Source organism: Streptomyces sp. NPDC036822 (assembly GCF_055609145.1).
The window spans coordinates 1-21,590 of the sequence record NZ_JBVJPY010000023.1; the positions used below are offsets into that span (position 1 = coordinate 1).

A 21,590-nucleotide genomic window follows, 5' to 3' on the forward strand; every position below is an offset into this window, starting at 1 on the left:
TCGAAAGGGAGAACGCGCACAGGCCGCGAGGAACGAGCGGCCGAGCACGATCGACCGTCGACACCCGCACAAAGCGCCCGGAGGCGAACCGAGCCAGGGAAAGGGGGCGAGTGAGCCGAAGGGCGCGCGGGTGTCGAAAGGGAGAACGCGCACAGGCAGCGAGGAACGAGCGGCCGAGCACGATCGACCGTCGACACCCGCACAAAGCGCCCGGAGGCGAACCGAGCCCCCAAAAAAGGGAAGGCCGCCCCGGACGCGTGTGCGTCCGGGGCGGCCTACGGCACCCGCACGGCCGTACGTTGTCGAGGGTGCCGTGTCCGTATATCGGAGCGGGGTCGGTGGAGTTGCCGCCGCGTTAAGGGTGCTGACGGTGTCTCGTCTACTCCTGGTCGTCCTCCGTCGGCACGACGTGCTTCTCCTCCGCGAAGTGGCAGGCCGAGTCGTGCGCGGCCGGGGAGTCCGTCAGGCGGAAGACCGCTGGTACCGCCAGCGCCGGGACTTCCAGGGCGCAGCGTTCCTGTGCTTTCCAGCAGCGGGTGCGGAAGCGGCAGCCGGACGGGATGTTGGCCGGGGAGGGTACGTCGCCGGTGAGGATGATGCGTTCGCGGTGGGCGCGGGCCTCGGGGTCGGGGACGGGGACGGCGGAGAGCAGGGCCTGGGTGTAGGGGTGGGTGGGGTGGTCGTAGATCTCGGTGTCGGTGCCGATCTCGACGATCCGGCCGAGGTACATGACGCCGACGCGGTCGGAGATGTGGCGCACGATCGACAGGTCGTGGGCGATGAAGACGTACGACAGGGAGAATTCGGTCTGGAGCCGGTCCAGGAGGTTGACGACCTGGGCCTGGACGGAGACGTCGAGCGCCGAGACGGGTTCGTCGGCGACGATGATCTCGGGTTGGAGCGCGAGGCCGCGGGCGATGCCGATGCGCTGCCGTTGGCCGCCGGAGAACTGGTGCGGATAGCGGTTGATGTATTCGGGGTTGAGGCCCACGACGTCGAGGAGGTCCTGGACCTTCTTGCGCCGCGAGCCCTTGGGGGCGACCTCGGGGTGGATCTCGTACGGTTCCCCGATGATGTCGCCGACGGTCATGCGGGGGTTGAGCGAGGTGTACGGGTCCTGGAAGACCATCTGGATGTTGCGGCGGACCGCGCGCAGGGCCTTGGCGGACATGGTGGTGATGTCCTCGCCCTTGTAGGCGATGGATCCGGACGTCGGGCGTTCGAGGTTGACGAGCATCTTGGCCACGGTGGACTTGCCGCAGCCGGACTCGCCGACGATGCCGAGGGTCTCGCCCGCCTTGAGGTCGAAGGAGACCCCGTCGACGGCCTTGACGGCGCCGACCTGTTTCTTGATGACGATGCCCCGGGTCAGCGGGTAGTGCTTGTGCAGGTCCCGGACCTGGAGGATCGCCTCGCCCCGCACCTCAGCCATGGAGGCATTCCTTCCAGTAGTGGCAGGCGCTCGTGCGCGGCACCGGGGACTCGGTCACGGCGTAGAGCGGTGGCACGTCGGTGCGGCACCGGTCGCGGGCCAGGGGGCAGCGCGGGTTGAAGGCGCAGCCGGGCGGGATGGCGAGGAGGTTGGGCGGCAGGCCCTTGATGGCGAAGAGTTCCGAGCCCTTCTGGTCGAGGCGCGGAATCGATTCGAGCAGCCCTTTGGTGTAGGGGTGGGCGGGTGCCTTGTAGATCTCGTGGACGGGGGCGTGTTCGACGATGCGGCCGGCGTACATGACGGCGATCTTGTCGGCGACGTCGGCGACGACCCCGAGGTCGTGGGTGATGAGGATGAGGCCCATGTGGAGTTCGCGCTGGAGCTCGGCGAGGAGGTCCATGACCTGGGCCTGGACGGTGACGTCGAGGGCGGTGGTGGGCTCGTCGGCGATGATGAGTTCGGGTTCGAGGGCGAGGGCCATCGCGATCATGATGCGCTGGCGCATGCCGCCGGAGAACTGGTGCGGGTACTGGCCGACCCTCTCCTTCGCGGCGGGGATGCGGACCCGGTCCATCAGCTCGACGGCCTTGGCGCGGGAGTCCTTTCGCGACATGCCCCGGTGGACCTGGAACATCTCCCCCAGCTGGTCGCCGACGCTGATCACGGGGTTGAGGGAGGAGAGCGCGTCCTGGAAGATCATGGCCATCTTGGCTCCGCGGACCTTGCGCCGCTCCTCCTCCTTGAGCGTGAGCAGGTCCTGGCCCTGGAAGAGGATCTCGCCGCTGGTGATCTTTCCCGGCGGGACGTCGAGGATTCCCATGACGGCCTGCGCGGTGACGGACTTGCCGGAGCCGGACTCGCCGAGCACGGCGAGCGTCTCGCCCGCGTCCACGGAGTAGTCGACGCCGTTGACCGCCTTGGCCACTCCGTCCCGGGTGTGGAACTCCACGTGCAGGTCGCGGACTTCGAGCAGCATGGGCGCCTACCTCAGCTTGGGGTCGAGGGCGTCGCGCACCGCGTCGCCGAGCATGATGAACGCCAGCACGGTGATGGCCAGCGCTCCCGCCGGCCAGAGCAGCATGTGCGGGGCGTTGCGGATGTACTGGGAGGCGGAGGAGATGTCGATGCCCCAGGAGACGGTCGGCGGTTTGAGGCCGACGCCGAGGAAGGACAGGGTCGCCTCCAGTGAGATGTACGTGCCCAGCGCGATGGTGGCGACGACGATGACGGGCGCGAGGGCGTTGGGCGCGATGTGGCGGAGCAGCATGCGGGAGTTGGAGGCGCCGAGCGCGCGGGCCGCCTGGACGTAGTCGTTCTGCTTGGAGGTGATCACGGAGCCCCGGGCGATCCGGGAGAGCTGTGGCCAGCCGAGGAGCACCATGAAGCCGATGACGGGCCAGACGGTGTTGCTGGTGACGACGGACAGCAGGACGAGGCCGCCGAGGACGACCGGGATGGCGAAGAAGACGTCGGTGAGCCGGGAGAGGATCGCGTCCCAGAACCCGCCGAAGAAGCCGGCCAGGCCGCCGAGGACGGAGCCGAGGAGGGCGACGCCGAGGGTGGCGAGGACGCCGACGCTGACGGAGGTCCGGGCGCCGTAGACGGTGCGGGTGTAGACGTCGCAGCCCTGGCCGTTGAAGCCGAAGGGGTGTCCGGGCTGCGAGCCTTCCTGGGCCTTGGCCAGATCGCAGTCGAGGGGGTCGCCCGAGGTGATGAGGGACGGCCAGATGGAGATGACGACGAGGAAGAGGATCACCAGGGCGGAGAGGATGAAGACGGGGTTGCGGCGCAGGTCGAGCCAGGCGTCGGACCACAGGGAGCGCGGTCTGCCCTGGGGGTCTTTCGGTGCCTGTCCCTCGGTGGCGGCCGAGGGGCCGCGTTCCAGGGTCTCGGCCTCGTCCATGGCGAGGTCCGTCCCGCCGCCGGCGCCGGTGTGGGCGATCGCGCGGCCGTGGTCGTACGGCTCGTTCGGCTCGGGTTGCTCGGATGACTCAGGCATAGCGGATCCTCGGGTCAAGGACGGCGTACAGGAGGTCGACGAGCAGGTTGGCCAGCAGGAACACCAGGACGAGGACGGTCACGAAGCCGACGACGGTCTGGGTGTTCTGGCGGACGATGCCCTGGTAGAGCTGGTAGCCGACGCCGTGGATGTTGAAGATCCGTTCGGTGACGATGGCTCCGCCCATGAGGGCGCCGATGTCGGTGCCGATGAAGGTGACCACGGGGATGAGCGAGTTGCGCAGCAGGTGGCGGGTGACGACCCGGCGGCGCGGCAGGCCCTTGGCGACGGCGGTGCGGACGTAGTCGGCGCGCTTGTTCTCGGCGATGGAGGTCCGGGTGAGCCGGGTGACGTAGGCGAGCGAGACGGAGGCGAGGACGAGGCCGGGGACGATGAGTTCGCCGAGGGGGGCCTCGGGGGAGACGGCCGGCTTGATCCAGCCCCATTTGACGCCGAGGAGGAGCTGGAGGAGGAGGCCGGTGACGAAGGTCGGCACGGAGATGACGACGAGGGTCAGCAGCAGCACGCCGGTGTCGACGGGGCGGCCGCGGCGCAGGCCGGTGAGGACTCCGAGGGTGATGCCGATGAGGATCTCGAAGACGATGGCGACGAGGGTGAGGCGGATGGTGATCGGGAAGGCGTTGGCCATCAGCTCGGTGACCGGCTGGCCGTTGAAGGCGGTGCCGAAGTCGCCGGTGAAGACGTTGCCCATGTAGGTCAGGTATTGCTGGACGACCGGCTTGTCGAGGCCGAACTCCGCCCGCAGCTGGGCGGCGGTGGCCGGGTCGCAGGCGCGGTCGCCGCAGAGTCCGGCGATGGGGTCGCCCATCACGTTGACCATCAGGAAGATCAGCAGGGTGGCGCCGAAGAAGACCGGGATCATCTGCAGCAGACGCCGGATCACATAACGACCCATGGGGGGCTCCGGGGGGTGGGGGGAAGGCGTACGGCCCGGCGTGGGGGAAGTCGCCGGGCCGTACGCCGCTGCCCTTGCGTCAGTTGACCTTGATCTCGTTGTAGACGGGCACGCTGAACGGGTCGAGCGCGACGTTGGAGATCCGTTCCGAGTAGCCAGCGCTGCCGTTCTGGTACCAGAGCGGGATCGCGCCCATGTCGTCGCGGAGGACCTCCTCGGCCTGCTGGAACAGCTGGACGGCCTTCGCGGTGTCGGTTTCGGCGTTGGCCTGGTCGACGAGCTTGTCGAACTCCGGGCTCGTGTACTTGCCGTCGTTGGAGGAGGCGTTGGTGTAGTACATCGGCTGGAGGAAGTTCTGGATGAGCGGGTAGTCCATCTGCCAGCCCGCGCGGAAGGGGCCCTTGAGCTTCTGGGTGGTGACCTGGTTGCGGTAGTCGGCGAAGGTGCCGACGGGGTTGCCGACGCAGGCCCGGTTGTTGCCCAGCGCGTTGTTGATGGAGTTGCAGACGGCGTCCACCCACTCCTTGTGGGAGCCGGTGTCGGCGTTGTACGAGATCTTCATCGTGCCGCCGGGGATGCCGCCGCCCTCGGCGACGAGCTGCTTCGCCGCCGCGGCGTCGTACACGCAGAGGTCGCCGCAGATGTTCTTGTAGCCGCCGTCCTCGCCGAGGACCGGGGAGGTCCAGTCGACGGCCGGGGTGCGGGTCTTCTGGAAGATGGTGTCGGTGATCTGCTGCCGGTTGATGGCCCGGGAGATGCCCTGGCGGAGCTTCTCCTGGCCGGGCTTGTTCCAGGCGGGGTCGTAGAACGGGATGGACAGCGTCTGGATGATGCCGGCGGGGACGTTGATGTAGCGGTCGCCCAGGTCGGCCTGGACGTTCTTGAGCTGGGAGGCGGGCACGTCGTCGACGAGGTCGAGGTTCCCGGCCGTCAGGTCGGTGTAGGCGGTGTTGTTGTCGGTGTAGACCTTGAGGGTCACGCCGCCGTTCTGCGCCTTGTCGGTGCCGGGGTAGGCGTCCCACCGCTTGAGGGCCATCTGCGAGCCCTTGGAGTACGAGTCGACGGTGTACGGGCCGTTGCCGACGGGCTTGGCGAGCCAGGCGTCGTGGTCGGTGTAGAACGCCTGGGGCAGCGGGGCGAAGGCGGCGTAGCCGAGGGTCTCGGGGAAGGTGGAGAACTTCTGGGTGAGCTTCACCGTGAACGTCTGGCCGTTCACGACCTTCAGGCCGGACATGGTCTCGGCCGTCGGCTGCCCCTTCTCAGGGTGGACCTGCTCGTAGCCCTCGATGTAGCCGAAGAAGTAGGCGTTCTTCTGGTTGTTCTTCAGGTGGGCGCCGTAGTTCCAGGCGTCGACGAAGGACTTGGCGGTGACCTTCTCGCCGTTGGAGAAGGTCCAGCCGTCCTTGACCGTGATGGTGAAGTTGGTGGAGTCGGTCGTCTCGATCTTCTGGGCGAGCATGTCCTGGGCCTCGCCGGTCTTCGGGTCGTACTTCTTGAGCCCGCGGAAGATCATGTTGAGGACCTTGCCGCCCTGCACCTCGTTGGTGTTGGCGGGTTCGAGCGGGTTCTGCGGGTCTCCCCACGAGGAGCTCACGGTCCCGTCGGCGCCACTGCCGCCGCTGTCGCTTCCGCCGCCGCAGGCTGTCGCCGCGAGGGCGACGGCCGCGGCCAGTGCGGCCCACTTGGCGTGCGTGGCTCCGCGCATGAGGTGCCTCCTGAATGTCCTGGGTCTCACGTAGGCCCCAATATCACCCCATTTGCGCCCCTATGCACGTCTATCGCGTCCGTACGAACACGGCGAGCCCCCGGCGCCGTGAAGGGCACCGGGGGCTCGCTGTCACCTGATCGGCTCAGGCCGCCCTGGTCAGCTGACCAGGATCGCCTTCTCCTCGGCGAAGTGGCACGCGGACTCGTGCGCCGCCGGGGTGTCCTGGCCCTGGAAGCGCTCGGGGACCGCGAGGAGCGGCACCTCGACGGAGCACTTCTCCTCCGCCTTCCAGCAGCGGGTGCGGAAGCGGCAGCCCGACGGCGGGTTGGCCGGCGAGGGGACGTCACCGGTGAGGATGATCCGCTCGCGGTGGGCGCGGGCCTCCGGGTCCGGGACGGGGACCGCCGACAGCAGCGCCTGGGTGTAGGGGTGCGTCGGGTGGTCGTAGATCTGCGTGTCCGTACCGATCTCGGCCATCTTGCCGAGGTACATCACGCCGACCCGGTCGGAGATGTGCCGGACGATCGACAGGTCGTGCGCGATGAAGACGTAGGACAGGTTGAACTCGTCCTGCAGCTTCTCCATCAGGTTGATGACCTGCGCCTGGACGGAGACGTCCAGGGCCGAGACCGGCTCGTCGCAGATGATGATCTCCGGGTTGAGCGCGAGGCCGCGGGCGATGCCGATGCGCTGGCGCTGGCCGCCGGAGAACTGGTGCGGGTAGCGGTTGATGTACTCGGGGTTCAGACCGACCACATCGAGCAGCTCCTGCACCTTGCGGCGCCGGTCGCCCTTCGGGGCCACCTCGGGGTGGATGTCGAAGGGCTCGCCGATGATGTCACCCACGGTCATGCGCGGGTTGAGCGAGGTGTACGGGTCCTGGAACACCATCTGGATGTTCCGGCGCACGGCCTTCAGCGCGCGGCCGGACAGCCGGGTGATGTCCTGGCCCTTGTAGAAGACCTCGCCCGCGGTGGCCCGCTCGAGGTTCATCAGCAGCTTGGCGACGGTGGACTTGCCACAGCCGGACTCGCCGACGATGCCGAGGGTCTCGCCCTGGTAGAGGTCGAAGGAGACCCCGTCCACGGCCTTGACCGCGCCGACCTGCTTCTTGAAGAGGATGCCCTGGGTCAGCGGGAAGTGCTTGACCAGGTTGCGCACCTGGAGGATCGGCTCCCCGCGCTCGACCGGTGCCTCGATGGCGGCTACGGCCTCCGCCTCGGTGGCCGCGTCGACCGTCTCCACGTCGGTGACGTTCGGGGTCGCGTCCACGGCTTCGTCCTTCTTGCCGAGCTCAGCCATGGATCGTCTCCTTCCAGAAGTGGCAGGCGCTGCCGCGGCCGGGCAGCTCCGTGCCGTCCCGCTCGGAGACCGGCGCGAGGGCCGGGATCTCGGTGCGGCAGATGTCGTCGGCCTTGGGGCAGCGCGGGTTGAAGGCGCAGCCGGTGGGCACGCGGAGCAGGTTGGGCGGCAGGCCCTTGATCGCGTAGAGCTCCTGGCCCTTCTGGTCCAGGCGCGGGATCGAGTCGAGCAGGCCCCGGGTGTACGGGTGGGCGGGGCGCTTGTACAGCTCGTGGACCGGGGCGGTCTCGACGATCCGGCCCGCGTACATGACCGCGATCTTGTCCGCGACGTCGGCGACGACGCCGAGGTCGTGGGTGATCAGGATCAGGCCCATGTTGTATTCCCGCTGGAGCTCCGCGAGGAGGTCCATGACCTGGGCCTGGACGGTCACGTCGAGCGCCGTGGTGGGCTCGTCCGCGATGATCAGGTCGGGCTCCAGGGCGAGCGCCATCGCGATCATGATGCGCTGGCGCATACCGCCGGAGAACTGGTGGGGGTAGTCGTTCACCCGCGCCGCGGCGGCGGGGATCTTGACCCGGTCCATCAGCTCGACGGCCTTGGCCTTGGCCTCCTTCTTGGAGAGGCCGTGGTGCACCCGGAACATCTCGCCGAGCTGGTAGCCGACGTTGAGGACCGGGTTGAGGGAGGACAGCGCGTCCTGGAAGATCATGGCGATCTTCCGGCCGCGGATCCGCCGGCGCTCCTCGTAGGACATCTTCAGCATGTCCTCGCCGCGGAACAGGATCTCGCCCTGCGGGATCCGGCCGGGCGGCATGTCGAGGATGCCCATGATGGCCTGCGCGGTGACGGACTTGCCGGAGCCGGACTCGCCGAGCACGGCGAGCGTCTCGCCCGCGTCCACGGAGTAGTTGACACCGTTGACCGCCTTGGCCACACCGTCTCGGGTGTGGAACTCCACGTGCAGGTCGCGGACTTCGAGCAGGGGCCCGTTGTGGTCGTCGCCGTCTCGCGGCGCCGGAACGGTCGCCGTCTTGTCGATGGTCGTCACGTTTTACGCCCTCCTCAGCGCAGCTTGGGGTCGAGGGCGTTGCGGACGGCTTCGCCGAGCATGATGAACGCCAGAACGGTGATGCTGAGCATGATCGAGGGCCACAGCAGGATGTGCTGCGCCACTCGGATCTGCTGGACACCGGCGGAAACGTCGACGCCCCAGGAGACGATGGGCGACGAGAGGCCGAGGCCAAGGTAGGACAGGGTCGCCTCGGCCGAGATGTAGCCGCCGAGCGCGATGGTCGCGACGACGATCACCGGAGCCATGGCGTTGGGCAGGATGTGCCGGAAGAGGATCCGGATCGTGCCGGCGCCGAGGGCCTTGGCGGCGTGGACGTAGTCCGCCTGCTTGACCGTGATCACGGCGCCGCGCATGACGCGGGTGATCTGGGTCCAGCCGAGGAACGCCAGGGCGAAGACGACCACCCAGATCGTGCGCTCGGTGAAGGACTGCAGGACGACCATGGCGCCGAGGAGGAACGGGATACCGAAGAAGATGTCGGTGACCCGGGACAGGATCGCGTCGGTCAGGCCGCCGAAGTAGCCGGCGATCATGCCCATGATGCTGCCGATGATCGTGACGATCAGCGTGACGGCTATGCCGACGATGACCGACGCACGGGTCCCGTGGATCACTCGGGCGTATACCGAGCGTCCCTGACCGTCGTATCCCAGCCAGCCATCGGAACCGATCTTGCTGAGCTCGGGCTGGCCCAGGTAGTGGTGCACGAGGTCGCCCGCGGTGGGCGAGGCGCTGGTGAACAGCGAGGGCACGGCGGCGATCAGCAGCAGGAAGAGGATCAGCACCGACGACACGATGAAGTACGGGTTGCGACGCAGGTCCGCCCAGGCGTCACCCCAGAGCGAGCGCGCCTTCTCCGTCTTCGGTTGCGGGGCCGGCTCCGCCGCGGAGGGAGGTGCGATGGCGTCCTCGACGGCCGTGGCTGCGGTCTTGGTCACGTCAGGCATAACGGATCCTCGGGTCCAGGACCGCGTACAGCAGGTCGATGAGCAGGCTGGTGGCGAGGTAGACCAGCACCAGGATGGTGACGAGGCCGACGATGGTGGTGCCCTCACGCCGGGTGATCGACTCGTAGATGAGACCGCCGACGCCCTTGACGTTGAAGATGCCCTCGGTGACGACCGCGCCGCCCATCAGGGCGCCGATGTCGGTGCCCAGGAAGGTGACGACGGGGATCATCGAGTTGCGCATCAGGTGGACACCGATGACCCGGCGCCTCGGCAGACCCTTGGCGATGGCCGTACGCATGTAGTCGGCGCGCAGGTTCTCCGCCATGGAGGTCCGGGTGAGCCGGGCGACGTAGGCGAGGGACAGACCGCCGAGCACGATGGCGGGGGCGATCAGCTCGGACCACTTCTGCTCGGTGCTGACGTTCGGCGCGATCCAGTCGAGCTGGAAGGCGAAGACCATCTTGATGATGAAGCCGAGGACGAAGACCGGGATCGAGATGATCAGCAGGGTGAAGATCAGCACCGCGTTGTCCGCCAGGCGGCCGGCGCGGAGACCGGCGATGACGCCGAGACCGATGCCGAAGATGAGCTCGAACGCGAAGGCCAGGGCCGCGAGTTGCAGCGTGATGGGGAACGCGTCACCCAGCACCTCGGTGACCGGGCGACCGTTGCGGATCTGGTTGCCGAAGTCGAAGTGCAGGATGATGTTGGTCATGTAGTCCCAGTACTGCTTGAGCAGCGGCTGGTCGAGCCCGAGCTCATGCCTGATCTTCGCCAGGGTCGCCGGATCCGCGCCCTTGTCACCGAACAGACCCGCCACGGGGTCGCCGGGCAGGCTGTAGACCATGAGGAAGATCAGCAGGGTTGTCCCGAAGAAGACCGGGATCATCTGGAGCAGTCGTCGTGCGACATAGCGCCCCATCATGCCTCCGTTGAAATGTCACAGCGGCAGCCGGACGGGCCCTCCCTCGGCTCCGCGCGTCCCTGATCGGGTGCGCGGATGCCGTGGAAGGGCCCCCCAGCCACTGCGTAAGGCACCGGGCGGGGCCGACGGCCGTCGGCCCCGCACCGGCGTGCGGACTACGCTGGGTGGTTACTTCTTGACCTCGATGTCGTGCAGGATCGGGTCACCGGCCTGGTCGTACTTGACGCCGGAAACCTTCTCCCCGTAGCCAGCGTTGACCTTGTAGTACCAGAGCGGGATCGACGGCATGAGGTCGACCAGGTCCTTCTCGACCTCCTGGAACAGCTTCACGGACTCGTCGAGCGTCGGGGCGCTCTCGGCGGCCGTGAGCTTGGCGTCCAGCTCCTTGTTCGAGAAGCCACCCTGGTTGCCCGCAGCGCCCGTACGGAACAGGTCGCTGAGGAAGTTGCCGTTGATCGGGTAGTCCAGCGACCAGGCCGAGCGGTACATCGACTTGACCTGCTTGCTCTTGCGAGCAGCCAGGTCGGCCTGGAAGTCCGGCTTGCTGTCGCCGGTGCACTTGACGCCCACGGACTGGGTGATGCTGTTGCAGACAGCGTCCACCCATTCCTTGTGGCCGCCGTCGGCGTTGAACTGGATGGTGATGGCGTTGTTCGGGACGCCACCGCCGGCCTTGATGAGCTCCTTGGCCTTGGCCGGGTCGAACTTGGTGACGTCGCCCGCGGCGTTCTCCTGGTAGCCCAGAACACCCTTGGCGACCCAGCCGGTCGCCGGCTCACGCGTACCCTGCAGCACCGTCTTGGTGATGGTGGCACGGTCGATGGCCATGGAGAGGCCCTGGATGACCTTGACGTCGACCGGCTTCGGCTTCTTCCACTGGTCGGCGTAGAACGCGACCGCGATGGACTGGATGGCCGAGTGGTCCGCGTCCACGGCACGCTCGCCGAGGTCCTGGTGGTAGACCGGGAGGTCCTTCGGACCGACCTGACGCAGGACGTCGAGGTTGCCCGACTTCAGGTCCTCGTACGCCGCCTCGAGGCCGGTGTAGTTCTTGAAGGTCACGCCGCCGTTCTTGGCCTTGTTGGGGCCCTTGTAGGCGTCGAAACGAACGATCTTGATCTGCTTCTTGTGGTCCCACGACTGGAACTTGTAGGGACCGTTGCCGACCGGCTTCTCGCCGGCGGCCTTCGGGTTCGCGTAGAACGACGCCGGCAGCGGCGCGAACGGGATGTAGGCGAGCTTGTGACCGAAGGCCGGAACGGCGCTCTTCAGCTCGACGACGAAGGTGTTGTCGTCGACGATCTTCAGGCCGGCGAGCTTGTCCCCGGTCGGCTTGGCGCCTTCCTTCTCCGGGTGCAGAGCCTCGAAGCCCTTGATGTCGGAGAACCAGGAGGCAAGGCCCATGGCGTTGTTGACGTTGGCGTTCCAGTTCCACGCGTCCACGTAGGACTTCGAGGTCACCGGGGTGCCGTCGTGGAAGGTCCAGCCCGGCTTGAGCTTGACGGTCCACGTCTTCGAGTCCGTGGTGGTGAGCGACTCGGCGTTGATCATCTCCAGCGAGCCGTCGGCCTTGTAGTCGACCAAGGTCGAGAACAGGCCGGACATGACGAGGGAGCCGTTGGACTCCATCGTGTCGCCGGTGTGGAGAAGCTTCTCCGGCTCGCCCAGTTCGACGGAGTAAATCCCGTTCGGGTCCACAGCGCCCTTGGCGTCACTGCCGCCGTCGCTCTTACCCCCGCCACAGGCGGTCGCTGCCAGGGCGACGACGATCGCGCCCGTTACCCACTTGGCGCTCTTGGCACCGCGCATGGGTTCCTCCTCATGAGTCCACTAGTCACTACAAGAGGGGTACTCCGAGTTCGCCGACACCCCTGACGGCGATGCACTCAAGTACCCCGAGTGTGCTCGTGAGTCGGCACTCCCCACAGTGCGTGACCCATTGACCCGAGCTCGATGGAGCCAACTATTAAGTACGTCAGGGCTGTAAACCACACTTAAGCGGTCTCGTTTTGGCAACATCACCAAGGGCCTTGAGCCCGAAATCCGGACAAAGCGATCACAGACAGACACCCGCGAAACGGACCGTTAACACACGTTCCGGAGAGCGACGGCCGATATCCGGACAGGGCGCCCACGAAAACAACTTGACGAAAGGCCCGGGCCCCCACAGTGTCTGCGGGGGCCCGGGCCTCTCGGTGAGACGGCGTCATCCGGCGTGTTATAAGCGGAAGACGCAGTTCTGTCTCAGTTGTGCTTGGCGCGCGACGCGGTGCGGCCGCGCTCCTTCTGGTCCAGAACGACCTTGCGGATGCGCACGGCCTCCGGGGTCACCTCGACGCACTCGTCGTCGCGGCAGAACTCCAGGGACTGCTCCAGGGACAGCTTGCGCGGCGGGACGATCGCCTCGAAGGAGTCCGCCGAGGAGGAGCGCATGTTGGTGAGCTTCTTCTCCTTGGTGATGTTGACGTCCATGTCGTCGGCGCGCGAGTTCTCGCCGACGATCATGCCCTCGTACACCTCGGTGCCGGGGTCGACGAACAGCACGCCGCGCTCCTGCAGGTTGGTCATCGCGAAGCCCGTGACGGCGCCCGCGCGGTCGGCGACGAGCGAGCCGTTGTTACGGGTCGTCAGGGTGCCGAACCACGGCTCGTGGCCCTCGTGGATCGAGTGCGCGATACCCGTACCGCGGGTGTTGGTGAGGAACTCCGTACGGAAGCCGATGAGGCCGCGGGACGGGACCACGAACTCCATGCGGACCCAGCCGGAGCCGTGGTTCGACATGTTGTCCATGCGGCCCTTGCGGACGCCCATGAGCTGCGTGACCGCGCCCATGTGCTCCTCGGGGACGTCGACCGTCAGACGCTCGACCGGCTCGTGGACCTTGCCGTCGACGAGCTTGGTGACGACCTGCGGCTTGCCGATGGTCAGCTCGAAGCCTTCGCGGCGCATCTGCTCGACCAGGATGGCGAGCGCCAGCTCACCACGGCCCTGGACCTCCCAGGCGTCCGGACGCTCGGTGTCGAGGACGCGGAGCGAGACGTTACCGATCAGCTCACGGTCCAGACGGTCCTTCACCTGGCGGGCGGTGACCTTGCGGTCCTTCACCGCGGACTTGGCGTCCGCGCCCTTGCCGGTGCCACCGCGGCCGACGAGCGGCGAGGTGTTCGTACCGATGGTCATGGAGATCGCCGGCTGGTCGACCGTGATCAGCGGCAGCGCGATCGGGTTCTCCGGGTCGGCCAGGGTCTCGCCGATCATGATGTCGGGGATGCCGGCGACGGCGCAGATGTCACCGGGGCCGGCGACCTCGGCCGGCTTGCGGGTGAGCGCCTCGGTCATCATCAGCTCGGTGATGCGGACGCTGGAGATGGTGCCGTCCCGCTTGATCCACGCGACCGTCTGGCCCTTGCGCAGCTCGCCCTGCTCGACGCGGAGCAGCGCGATACGGCCGAGGAAGTTGTCGGCGTCCAGGTTGGTGACGTGCGCCTGGAGCGGCGCCTCCTCGTCGTACACCGGGGCCGGGACGTGCTCGAGGATCGTGGAGAAGAACGGCTCCAGGTTGGTGGAGTCGGCCGGGACCGTGCCGTCCTCCGGCTTGGTCAGCGACGCGACGCCGTCACGGCCGCAGGCGTAGACGATCGGGAACTCGATCTGGTCCTCGTCCGCGTCCAGGTCGAGGAACAGGTCGTAGGTCTCGTTGACGACCTCGTCGATCCGGGAGTCCGGGCGGTCCGTCTTGTTGATGCAGAGGATGACGGGCAGGCGCTGCTGGAGCGCCTTGCGCAGCACGAAGCGGGTCTGCGGCAGCGGACCCTCGGAGGCGTCCACGAGGAGGACGACCGCGTCGACCATCGACAGACCGCGCTCGACCTCGCCACCGAAGTCGGCGTGGCCGGGGGTGTCGATGATGTTGATCGTGATCGGGGCCCCGCCGTCCTTGGGGTGATACTTCACCGCCGTGTTCTTGGCGAGGATCGTGATGCCCTTCTCACGCTCCAGGTCGTTCGAGTCCATCATGCGGTCGTCGAGGTGCTGGTGGGCGGCGAAGGCACCGGCCTGCTTGAGCATGGCGTCGACGATGGTCGTCTTGCCATGGTCGACGTGGGCGACGATGGCGACGTTACGGATGTCGTGGCGCGTGGGCATGGGTGCTTGCGCTTCTCTCGGATCGTGGGATGCGGCGTCAGTTCCTCTTACGCCCGCCGGGCGGACGCGCCACGGCTACGTCCTATGGTACGGGGCTGCCGCGCAAGGGGCTTCCCCGACCGGATTCGAGAGGTTCTACTGGAGGTTTTGGGTTGCCTCGGTGGTGCCGTTCTGCACTGTTCGGTGGTGCCGTTCTGCACTGCTCGGTGGTGCCCATGCGCGGCTCGGTGGTGCCGAGGCGCTGGTGGTGCCGGTGCACTGGGGGTGCGGAGGTGCGGATACAAACCGCCCGGGTCAAGGGGCCGCAGGTGATCCTGCCCGCCGGGGTCGCCGGCGGGCAAGGAACTTGAGCTGCATCTGAGGTTGTGACCTGCTCTTTCTTCTATTTCTCGGTGTTGCGCTCCGCGCCGTTGGTCGTTTCGCGCTTCTTGAACCCGATGTCCTGGTAGCGCGGTGTGGCGAAGCCCCAGGCGCCCGCGTTCACGACGTTGTTCCTGGCCGCGACGAGCTGGGGGCGCTGGTAGAGGGGAATCGATCCGGCAGCGGCCCAGATCCGGGCGTCGGCCTGGCGGACCAGTTCCCGGGCCTCCTTCTCGTTCAGCGTGGCCACCGCCTGGTCGAACAGCTGGTCGATGCGGTCGGTGCCGACGCGGGAGTAGTTCTGCTCGACCAGGAGCGAGCCGTCCGAGGCCGGCTCGGGCTTGGCGAAGATGGGCCGGGCGTCGGTGGCCGGGAAGGCCGTCGCCGGCCAGGAGTAGAGCGCCAGGTCGTACTCGCCGGAGGCGACGTGGTCCTTGAAGAAGCTGTCGTCGGAGACCTTCGTGACCGTGGTGCGGATGCCCACGACGTCGAGCATCTGGACGATCTTGTCGCCGACCGCCCGGAGCGTCTCCGAGCCCGGCCCGGACGGGAGGACGAAGCGGAGGCTGAGCGCCTTCCCGTCCTTGCCGAGCGGCTGGACGGCGGCCGCGGGCACGGCCGGGGCGGCGGTGCCGCGCGGGGCGTAGGCGCCGGCGACGCCCTTGTCGGTGGTCGCGGCCCGGTCGGACTGTCCGGCCCTGGCCTCGGACGTGAGACCGGCGCCGGTGTCGCGCCGGGGGGAGCCGAGGGAGGCGGCCTGGCGGAGCAGGGCCGTGTTCTGCAGGGCGGCGCCGGGGGCGGGGGCCAGGATGTCCACGCCGCTCCCGGGGCCCGTGGCGGTGAGCGCGGGCGCGCCCGCCTTGCCGTCCGCGGGGGCCGCCGCCGTACCGCCGGGCTTGTCGTCGCCGACGATGTAGAGGCCGTCGTCGGAGGCGACGTCGTCCCCGGGCTTCGCGGCCCCGGACCTGCCCGCCGCGGGCCGCACGCCCTCGACCGGGACCGCCGCCTCCTCCCGCTTCTTCTCCGGGTTCTTCTCCTCCGGCTTCGTCGCCGTCGGCTTCGTCCCGGTGTCCGCCTTCGCGGGGGCCGTCCCCTTCTTCTCCGCCTCGCTGCCGGCCTTGGTCCCCGCGGGCTTCTTGTTCGCACCGCCCGGCACCCAGCCCGCGTCGGCGAGGAGCGCCCGCGCCTCGGCGGTGTCCTGGTCGCCCAGGGCGTCGCTGCTGTCCTTGTAGGCCGCCTGTCCGGCGAGGGCGAGATGGCTGCCGGGAGGGTGGGCCGGCAGCCCGAACGGCTTGAGCACGAATTCGGCCAGCTCCTGGCGGTCGATCGCGCGGGCCACCGCCCGCCGCACCCGCTCGTCGGCGAGCGGGCCCGACTCGCCGTTCAGTGAGAGCTGGGTGTAGACGGGCTCCAGGGACTTGCGCACCTCGAACACGCTCAGGGCCCCTTGCTCCGTCGCGTACCGCGCGATGGCCTGCCGGTTCTTCTCACGGGCCGCCTGGACCGTCGCGGCCCGCTCCTCGTCGGAGCCGTGCGCGAGTGCCCAGGACTTCAGGGCCGCCGACGGGGTGATCGCGGCGCCGGGCCCGTGCAGAAGCGGCTGGCTGCCGCTGCGGCCGGCCCGGGCGTCCTTGCCGGCCAGGGCGATGCGGTCGGCGGCGGACCGGTCGATCTCGGCCAGGTCGAGGTTGCCCGCGGCCATCGCCGTGACCCGGTCGGCGCGGGGTACCGCCCGCAGGACCAGCTTGTCCAGCTTGGCCGGCTGACCCCACCAGCGGGGGTTGCGGGAGAGGGTGACGGTGCCGGCCTCCCGGTCGAGCGGCCCGAGCAGGAACGGTCCTGCGGTCGCCTTGAGGGCGGTCCGGGCGCCGTCGTTGAAGCTGTCGGGGGACCCCATCACCTCCTTCGGATAGAGAGGGGTGAAGAGGGACTGCCAGTCGGCGTACGGCTTGGCGTAGGTGACCCGCACCTCCAGGTCGTCCTTGCCGCGCTCGATCTTCTCGATCCGCTCGTAGCCGGCGTTGCGGGCGGTCCAGTAGGCGGTGTCGCGGCCGCTCAGCGCGCGCCACTGTGCGACGAAGTCGGGCGCGCCGATCTCGCGGCCGTCGCTCCAGACCGCCTGCTGGTTGAGTTTGTAGAGGACGACCTGCTTCGGCTCCGTCTCGACGATCTGCGCCGACTCCAGATAGTCCGGGTTGCGCTGCGGCCGGCCTCGTCCGTCGAGGGTGTAGAGGGAGGGGAGGACGGCTCCGGCGATGCGCGTGGTCGATCCGTCGGCATCCGCCTGGAAGGCGTTGAGCGTGGCCGGCATCGCGTCCACGGCCCAGCGCAGCGTCCCGCCGTCGTCGATCAGGGCGCGGGCGGCGGGCGCGTGGTCCGGGGCGGCGACCGGGTGGGACTCGGCCTCGTCGTCGGAGCTGCATCCCGCCAGCACGGAGACGGCGAGCATCGCACTGGTGAGGGTGGCGACGGAACCGAGCGTGCGCGAGCGGGGGCTCCTGGAGCATGTCCTCCCGCGAGGGGCGCCGACCTGGGACATGACTTGTACCCCTTCGTCCGGTTTTATGGCATTGGGCGATGATCACACCTATTGCCATCCACTGAAGAGGACGGACCCGGGGCGGTGTCGGCGACACGGCGGGGCGGCGACGCAACCCCACCCGTGCGGCCCAATCAGGGCCGGGACGGGACGCGGATCAGTGCCAGCCCTCGCGGTACGCCGCCCAGTCCCCTTCCCGGGCCGCGAAGTCGACGTAGAGCGCGACGCCGAAGCGTGCGCGGTCGCGGTCCGTGCGCCCCAGACCCAGCCGGGTGCCGCGGACCGCGGCCTCGACGGTCTCCGCCGACTCATGGTGACCGAGGTCGTCCTCGTGGAAGAAGGGCAGGCCCATCAGCAGGTCGGTGGTCTCGGGCGTGACCTCCAGGGCGAGGCTGGTCTGCTGGGCGACGTAGCCGCCGTACATCCCCTCCAGCGGCATCCAGGTGTCGTACGACATGACGGCGATCTGGTCGACCCGGCGGGCGACCTCGCCGAAGAACTCCTGCGACCACCACTTCTCGCTGCCGCTGACGGCGCCGTTCACCGAGTGCAGGGCGGGCAGCGGGTCGATCTGGTGGGCGGCGACGGAGAGCGGGGCGTTGCGGGCGCGGGTCAGCTCGCCGAGGTCGTCGAGGAGGGAGAGGTAGTCCCGGTCGTCCGAGAGCAGCGGCTCCAGGTCGAAGTGCACGCCGTCGAAGCCGGCGTCCAGGACCTGCCGGGCCGAGCCGACCACCGCGGCCCGGGACGCGGCGTCCTCCAGGCGCAGCCCCTCGGGGCCCTCGGTGGCGAGGATGTCCCCCAGCCACGCCTGGACGCGTATGCCCGGCATCGTCCGGTGCGCGTTCTCGATCAGCCACTTCGCCCGGGGGTAGCGGTCGGCGGGGAGGGTGCCGTCGTGCTCCAGAGGGCCCGCGTGGACGTAGAGGTCGCGTATCCCCGTCCCCTTGATCCGCTCGGCGAACGCCGCGAGGTCGGCGTCCTTCTTCCGGCCGTCCACCCAGGCGTGTCCCAGCCAGATCGCGTCCTTGCCCCGCGTCTGCGTCCCGGGCTGGAGGTCTCCCGTGTAGTTCAGTCGCAACACGAGCGCGCTGCCGGCCGGGGGGAGGACCAGAAGCAGGACGAGGCCGAGGACGACCCACCGCCCACGTCGCCACCAGCCGCGTAGACGTCCGCTCACCCGTGCCCCCAAGATCGCTGTCCTCTGCTCACCACCGTAGAGGCGGCCACTGACAGTGACGCCCTGCCCAAGGGGCGGGGTTCCGCCCGGTCGCGGGCGAATAGATCGGGACATAACCTCCCCATGTGACGCGAATGGCCACCCGAGCGCTTCTCGCGGTGCTGGTGGCGGCGTGGTGGCTGGTCGTGCCCGCCGTTCCCGGCGCCCGCGCCGACGACCCCGTCGTGCTGTCCCGCGAGGGGCAGGTCACCGACACCGTCGGCGCGCTGGACGACCGCCGGAGCGCGGTGACGCAGGCCCTCGACCGGCTCTACGACGACCGGCGCGTGCAGCTCTTCGTCGTCTACGTACGCGACTTCTCCGGCCGCCCGGCCCAGAGCTGGGCCGACGCCACCGCGGTCCGCAACGGCCTGGGCGTCGACGACGTCCTGCTCGCGGTCGCCACGCACGACCGCCTGTACGGCTACTCGGCCGACCCTGACTCCCGTCTCACCCAGGCTCAGCTCGACGACGTGGCGCGGACGGCCGTCGAGCCCGCACTGCGGCAGAACGACTGGGCGGGGGCGGCGATCGGCGCGGCGGACGGCCTCGACGCCGTGCTCGCCGGACAGCCGGTGCCCACGCCCGCGATCACCCCTGGCGTCGCGGACCCCGGAGGGGCGGACGGCGGAAGCGGCTGGACCGCGGACCTGATCCTCCCGGTCGTGCTCGTCGGCGGCGCGGGGGCCGTCGCGGCGTACGCGTACACCAGGCGCCGACGGCGCACCGCGACCCGTACGACAGCGGCGGGCGGACGCGGCGCGGGCGGGGCCGGCTGGGACGGTCAGGGCTGGGCGGGGAGTACGGGCGGGGCGAAGGAACCGGCCACGCCGTCGCTCCACGACCTCGACGGCCAGACGCGGCGGACCCTGGTGGCCACCGACGACGCCCTGCGCACGAGCCAGGAGGAACTGGGCTTCGCGGCCGCCCAGTTCGGCGAGGAGGCGGTCGCTCCCTTCACCGAGGCGGTGGCCTTCGCCCGGCAGGAGCTGACGGCGGCGTTCCGGCTGCGGCAGCAGCTCGACGACGCGTTCCCGGAGGACGACGCGACCCGTCGTTCCCTGCTGGAGGAGATCGTCCGGCGGTGCGGCGAGGCGAACGCCCGCCTCGACGGGGAGTCCGAGGACTTCGACCGGCTGCGGGACCTGGAGCGCCGTGCCCCCGAGGCCCTGGCGGCGGTCGAGGCCGCGTGCCGCGAGCAGACCGGGCGGGCCGGCACGGCGGAGGCGGCGCTGACCGCGATGCGCGGTCGGTACGCCGAGTCGGCGGCCTCGCCCGTCGCGAGCGGCGTCGAGCAGGCCAAGGACCGCCTGGGGTTCGCGACCGCCAACCTGGAGCGGGCGCGGGAGGCCGTCGAGGTGGGTGACAACGGGGCCGCGGCCGTGCACATCAGGGCCGCGGAGAGCGCCGTGGACCAGGCGGCGCGGCTGAGCGAGGCGGTGGACCGGCGGGCGCGGGAGCTGGCCGAGGCGGTCGGGAAGCTGCCGACGGCGCTGAGCGAGACGGAGGCCGACCTCGCCGACGCCCGGGGCCTGCTCCAGGGCACGGCCGAGGGCGTCTCGACCGCCGATCTGCGGGGCCGTATCGCCCGGGCGGAGTCCGTGGTCGCCGACGTCCGGCGGGTGGTCGAGGCGGGCCGCTACGACCCGATCGAAGCGCTCCGCCGGGTCGAGGAGGCCGACGGGGCGCTCGACGAGGCGCTGGAGGGCGCGCGGGAGCGGGAGTCGGGGTCACGGCGTGCGAGGGCGCTCCTGGACCAGGCGATGCTGACGGCCCGTTCGGCGATCGGCGCGGCCGCCGACTACATCACGACGCACCGCGGTGCGGTGGGCAGCGAGGCCCGTACCCGCCTCGCCGAGTCCCAGCGCCGGCTGGAGGAGGCGGAGGCGCTCGCCGCCGCCGAGGATCCGCAGCGCGCGCTGGCGGAGGCCCGGCAGGCGGACGCGCTGGCGCGACGGGCCCAGGACGCGGCCGAGCAGGACGTCCGTACGTACGGGAACCCGGACGGCCTGGGCGGCGCGGTGGGCGGCGGTGTCGCCGGTCCGGGAGGGGCGGGCGGCGGGCTCGGCGGCGCGGTGCTCGGCGGGATCATCCTCGGCGGACTGTTCGGCGGCGGACGCGGGGGCGGAGGGTTCGGCGGGGGTTTCGGCGGAGGACTCGGAGGCGGGGGCTTCGGCGGGGGCAGCGGGGGCGGGCCCGGCAGCTTCGGCGGCGGGGGAACCCGGGGCCGGCGGGGCGGCGGCGGCCGTTTCTGACCTGTCGACCTCATCGCGCAAGGAGAAGGAAGATGACCAAGCAGACGATCCTCGGCCGTGTCGCCCAGCTGGCGAAGGCCAACATCAACGCCCTCCTCGACCAGGCCGAGGACCCGCAGAAGATGCTCGACCAGCTCATCCGCGACTACACGAGCAACATCGCGGAGGCGGAGGAGGCCGTCGCGGCGACCATCGGCAATCTGCGGCTGATGGAGCAGGACCACCAGGAGGACGTCGACGCGGCGAAGGAGTGGGGAGAGAAGGCGCTGGCCGCGAGCCGCAAGGCGGACGGACTGCGGGCCGACGGGCGGACGGCGGACGCGGACAGGTTCGACAACCTGGCGAAGGTGGCGCTGGGCCGCCAGCTGCAGGCGGAGAAGGAGGCGCGGACGGCCGAGCCGACGATCGCCTCCCAGACCGAGGTGGTGGAGAAGCTCAAGGCCGGCCTGGACCAGATGGGGAAGAAGCTCGGCGAGCTGAAGGCCAAGCGCGACGAGCTGGTGGCCCGGGCCGCGTCCGCCCAGGCGCAGAACCGGATGATGGACGCGGTGAAGAGCATCGACGTCCTGGACCCGACGAGCGAACTGAGCCGCTTCGAGGACAAGGTGCGCCGCGAGGAGGCGAAGGCGATGGGCAAGCAGGAGCTGGCCGCGTCCTCGCTGGACGCGCAGTTCGAGCAGCTCGACGCGCTGGGCGACAGCGCGGAGATCGAGGCCCGGCTCGCGGCGCTCAAGGGCTGACGTGCCGCCGCGCGCGGGGGCCTGCGG

Annotated in this window: 15 protein-coding genes; 2 read left to right on the forward strand and 13 right to left on the reverse strand. The window is 69.6% G+C overall.

What is annotated here, in order from left to right:
* Positions 1-379 precede the first annotated feature (379 nt).
* From ACZ68P_RS32150 to ACZ68P_RS32210, 13 genes are all read right to left on the reverse strand, one after another.
* Positions 380-1,432 (reverse strand): ABC transporter ATP-binding protein, encoded by a 1,053-nt coding sequence (locus ACZ68P_RS32150; protein WP_471012452.1) that lies wholly within the window; start codon positions 1,430-1,432, stop codon positions 380-382.
* On the reverse strand, positions 1,425-2,408 hold the full coding sequence (locus ACZ68P_RS32155; protein ID WP_365714423.1) for an ABC transporter ATP-binding protein: 984 nt from the start codon (positions 2,406-2,408) through the stop codon (positions 1,425-1,427). The genes ACZ68P_RS32150 and ACZ68P_RS32155 overlap by 8 nt, the downstream gene beginning before the upstream one ends.
* Before the next feature lie 6 nt (positions 2,409-2,414).
* Positions 2,415-3,431, reverse strand: a complete 1,017-nt coding sequence (locus tag ACZ68P_RS32160; protein ID WP_471012453.1) for an ABC transporter permease — start codon at positions 3,429-3,431, stop codon at positions 2,415-2,417.
* Positions 3,424-4,347, reverse strand: coding sequence for an ABC transporter permease (locus ACZ68P_RS32165; protein WP_365714421.1), 924 nt, complete (start codon positions 4,345-4,347; stop codon positions 3,424-3,426). Before ACZ68P_RS32165 ends, ACZ68P_RS32160 begins: the two co-directional genes overlap by 8 nt.
* 79 nt (positions 4,348-4,426) lie before the next feature.
* Positions 4,427-6,052, reverse strand: coding sequence for a peptide ABC transporter substrate-binding protein (locus tag ACZ68P_RS32170; RefSeq protein ID WP_471012456.1), 1,626 nt, complete (start codon positions 6,050-6,052; stop codon positions 4,427-4,429).
* 159 nt (positions 6,053-6,211) lie between these two features.
* Entirely contained in the window at positions 6,212-7,357 is a 1,146-nt protein-coding gene (locus tag ACZ68P_RS32175; RefSeq protein ID WP_471012458.1) for an ABC transporter ATP-binding protein, read from the reverse strand.
* Positions 7,350-8,408: an ABC transporter ATP-binding protein gene (locus tag ACZ68P_RS32180; protein WP_471012459.1), complete on the reverse strand. Its 1,059-nt coding sequence runs from the start codon at positions 8,406-8,408 to the stop codon at positions 7,350-7,352. Before ACZ68P_RS32180 ends, ACZ68P_RS32175 begins: the two co-directional genes overlap by 8 nt.
* A gap of 14 nt (positions 8,409-8,422) precedes the next feature.
* Positions 8,423-9,379 carry an ABC transporter permease gene (locus ACZ68P_RS32185; protein ID WP_471012460.1) on the reverse strand — a complete coding sequence of 319 codons (957 nt, stop codon included), beginning with the start codon at positions 9,377-9,379 and terminating at the stop codon, positions 8,423-8,425.
* Positions 9,372-10,304, reverse strand: a complete 933-nt coding sequence (locus tag ACZ68P_RS32190) for an ABC transporter permease (RefSeq protein ID WP_471012549.1) — start codon at positions 10,302-10,304, stop codon at positions 9,372-9,374. The genes ACZ68P_RS32185 and ACZ68P_RS32190 overlap by 8 nt, the downstream gene beginning before the upstream one ends.
* A gap of 171 nt (positions 10,305-10,475) precedes the next feature.
* Positions 10,476-12,116: a peptide ABC transporter substrate-binding protein gene (locus ACZ68P_RS32195; protein WP_471012461.1), complete on the reverse strand. Its 1,641-nt coding sequence runs from the start codon at positions 12,114-12,116 to the stop codon at positions 10,476-10,478.
* Positions 12,117-12,551: 435 nt separating this feature from the next.
* On the reverse strand, positions 12,552-14,453 hold the full coding sequence (typA, locus tag ACZ68P_RS32200; RefSeq protein ID WP_471012463.1) for a translational GTPase TypA: 1,902 nt from the start codon (positions 14,451-14,453) through the stop codon (positions 12,552-12,554).
* A gap of 382 nt (positions 14,454-14,835) precedes the next feature.
* Positions 14,836-17,352: an ABC transporter family substrate-binding protein gene (locus tag ACZ68P_RS32205; RefSeq protein WP_471012465.1), complete on the reverse strand. Its 2,517-nt coding sequence runs from the start codon at positions 17,350-17,352 to the stop codon at positions 14,836-14,838.
* Between the two features lie 157 nt (positions 17,353-17,509).
* Positions 17,510-18,529, reverse strand: a complete 1,020-nt coding sequence (locus ACZ68P_RS32210) for a glycoside hydrolase family 18 protein (RefSeq protein WP_471012466.1) — start codon at positions 18,527-18,529, stop codon at positions 17,510-17,512.
* Between the two features lie 134 nt (positions 18,530-18,663).
* On the opposite strand from ACZ68P_RS32210, the gene ACZ68P_RS32215 reads away from it, so the two are divergent.
* Both ACZ68P_RS32215 and ACZ68P_RS32220 read left to right on the forward strand, forming a co-directional pair.
* A complete protein-coding gene (locus tag ACZ68P_RS32215) occupies positions 18,664-20,823 on the forward strand; it encodes a TPM domain-containing protein (protein WP_471012551.1) in 2,160 nt (719 codons plus the stop codon).
* A gap of 32 nt (positions 20,824-20,855) precedes the next feature.
* Entirely contained in the window at positions 20,856-21,563 is a 708-nt protein-coding gene (locus tag ACZ68P_RS32220; protein ID WP_471012468.1) for a PspA/IM30 family protein, read from the forward strand.
* Positions 21,564-21,590: the final 27 nt, after the last annotated feature.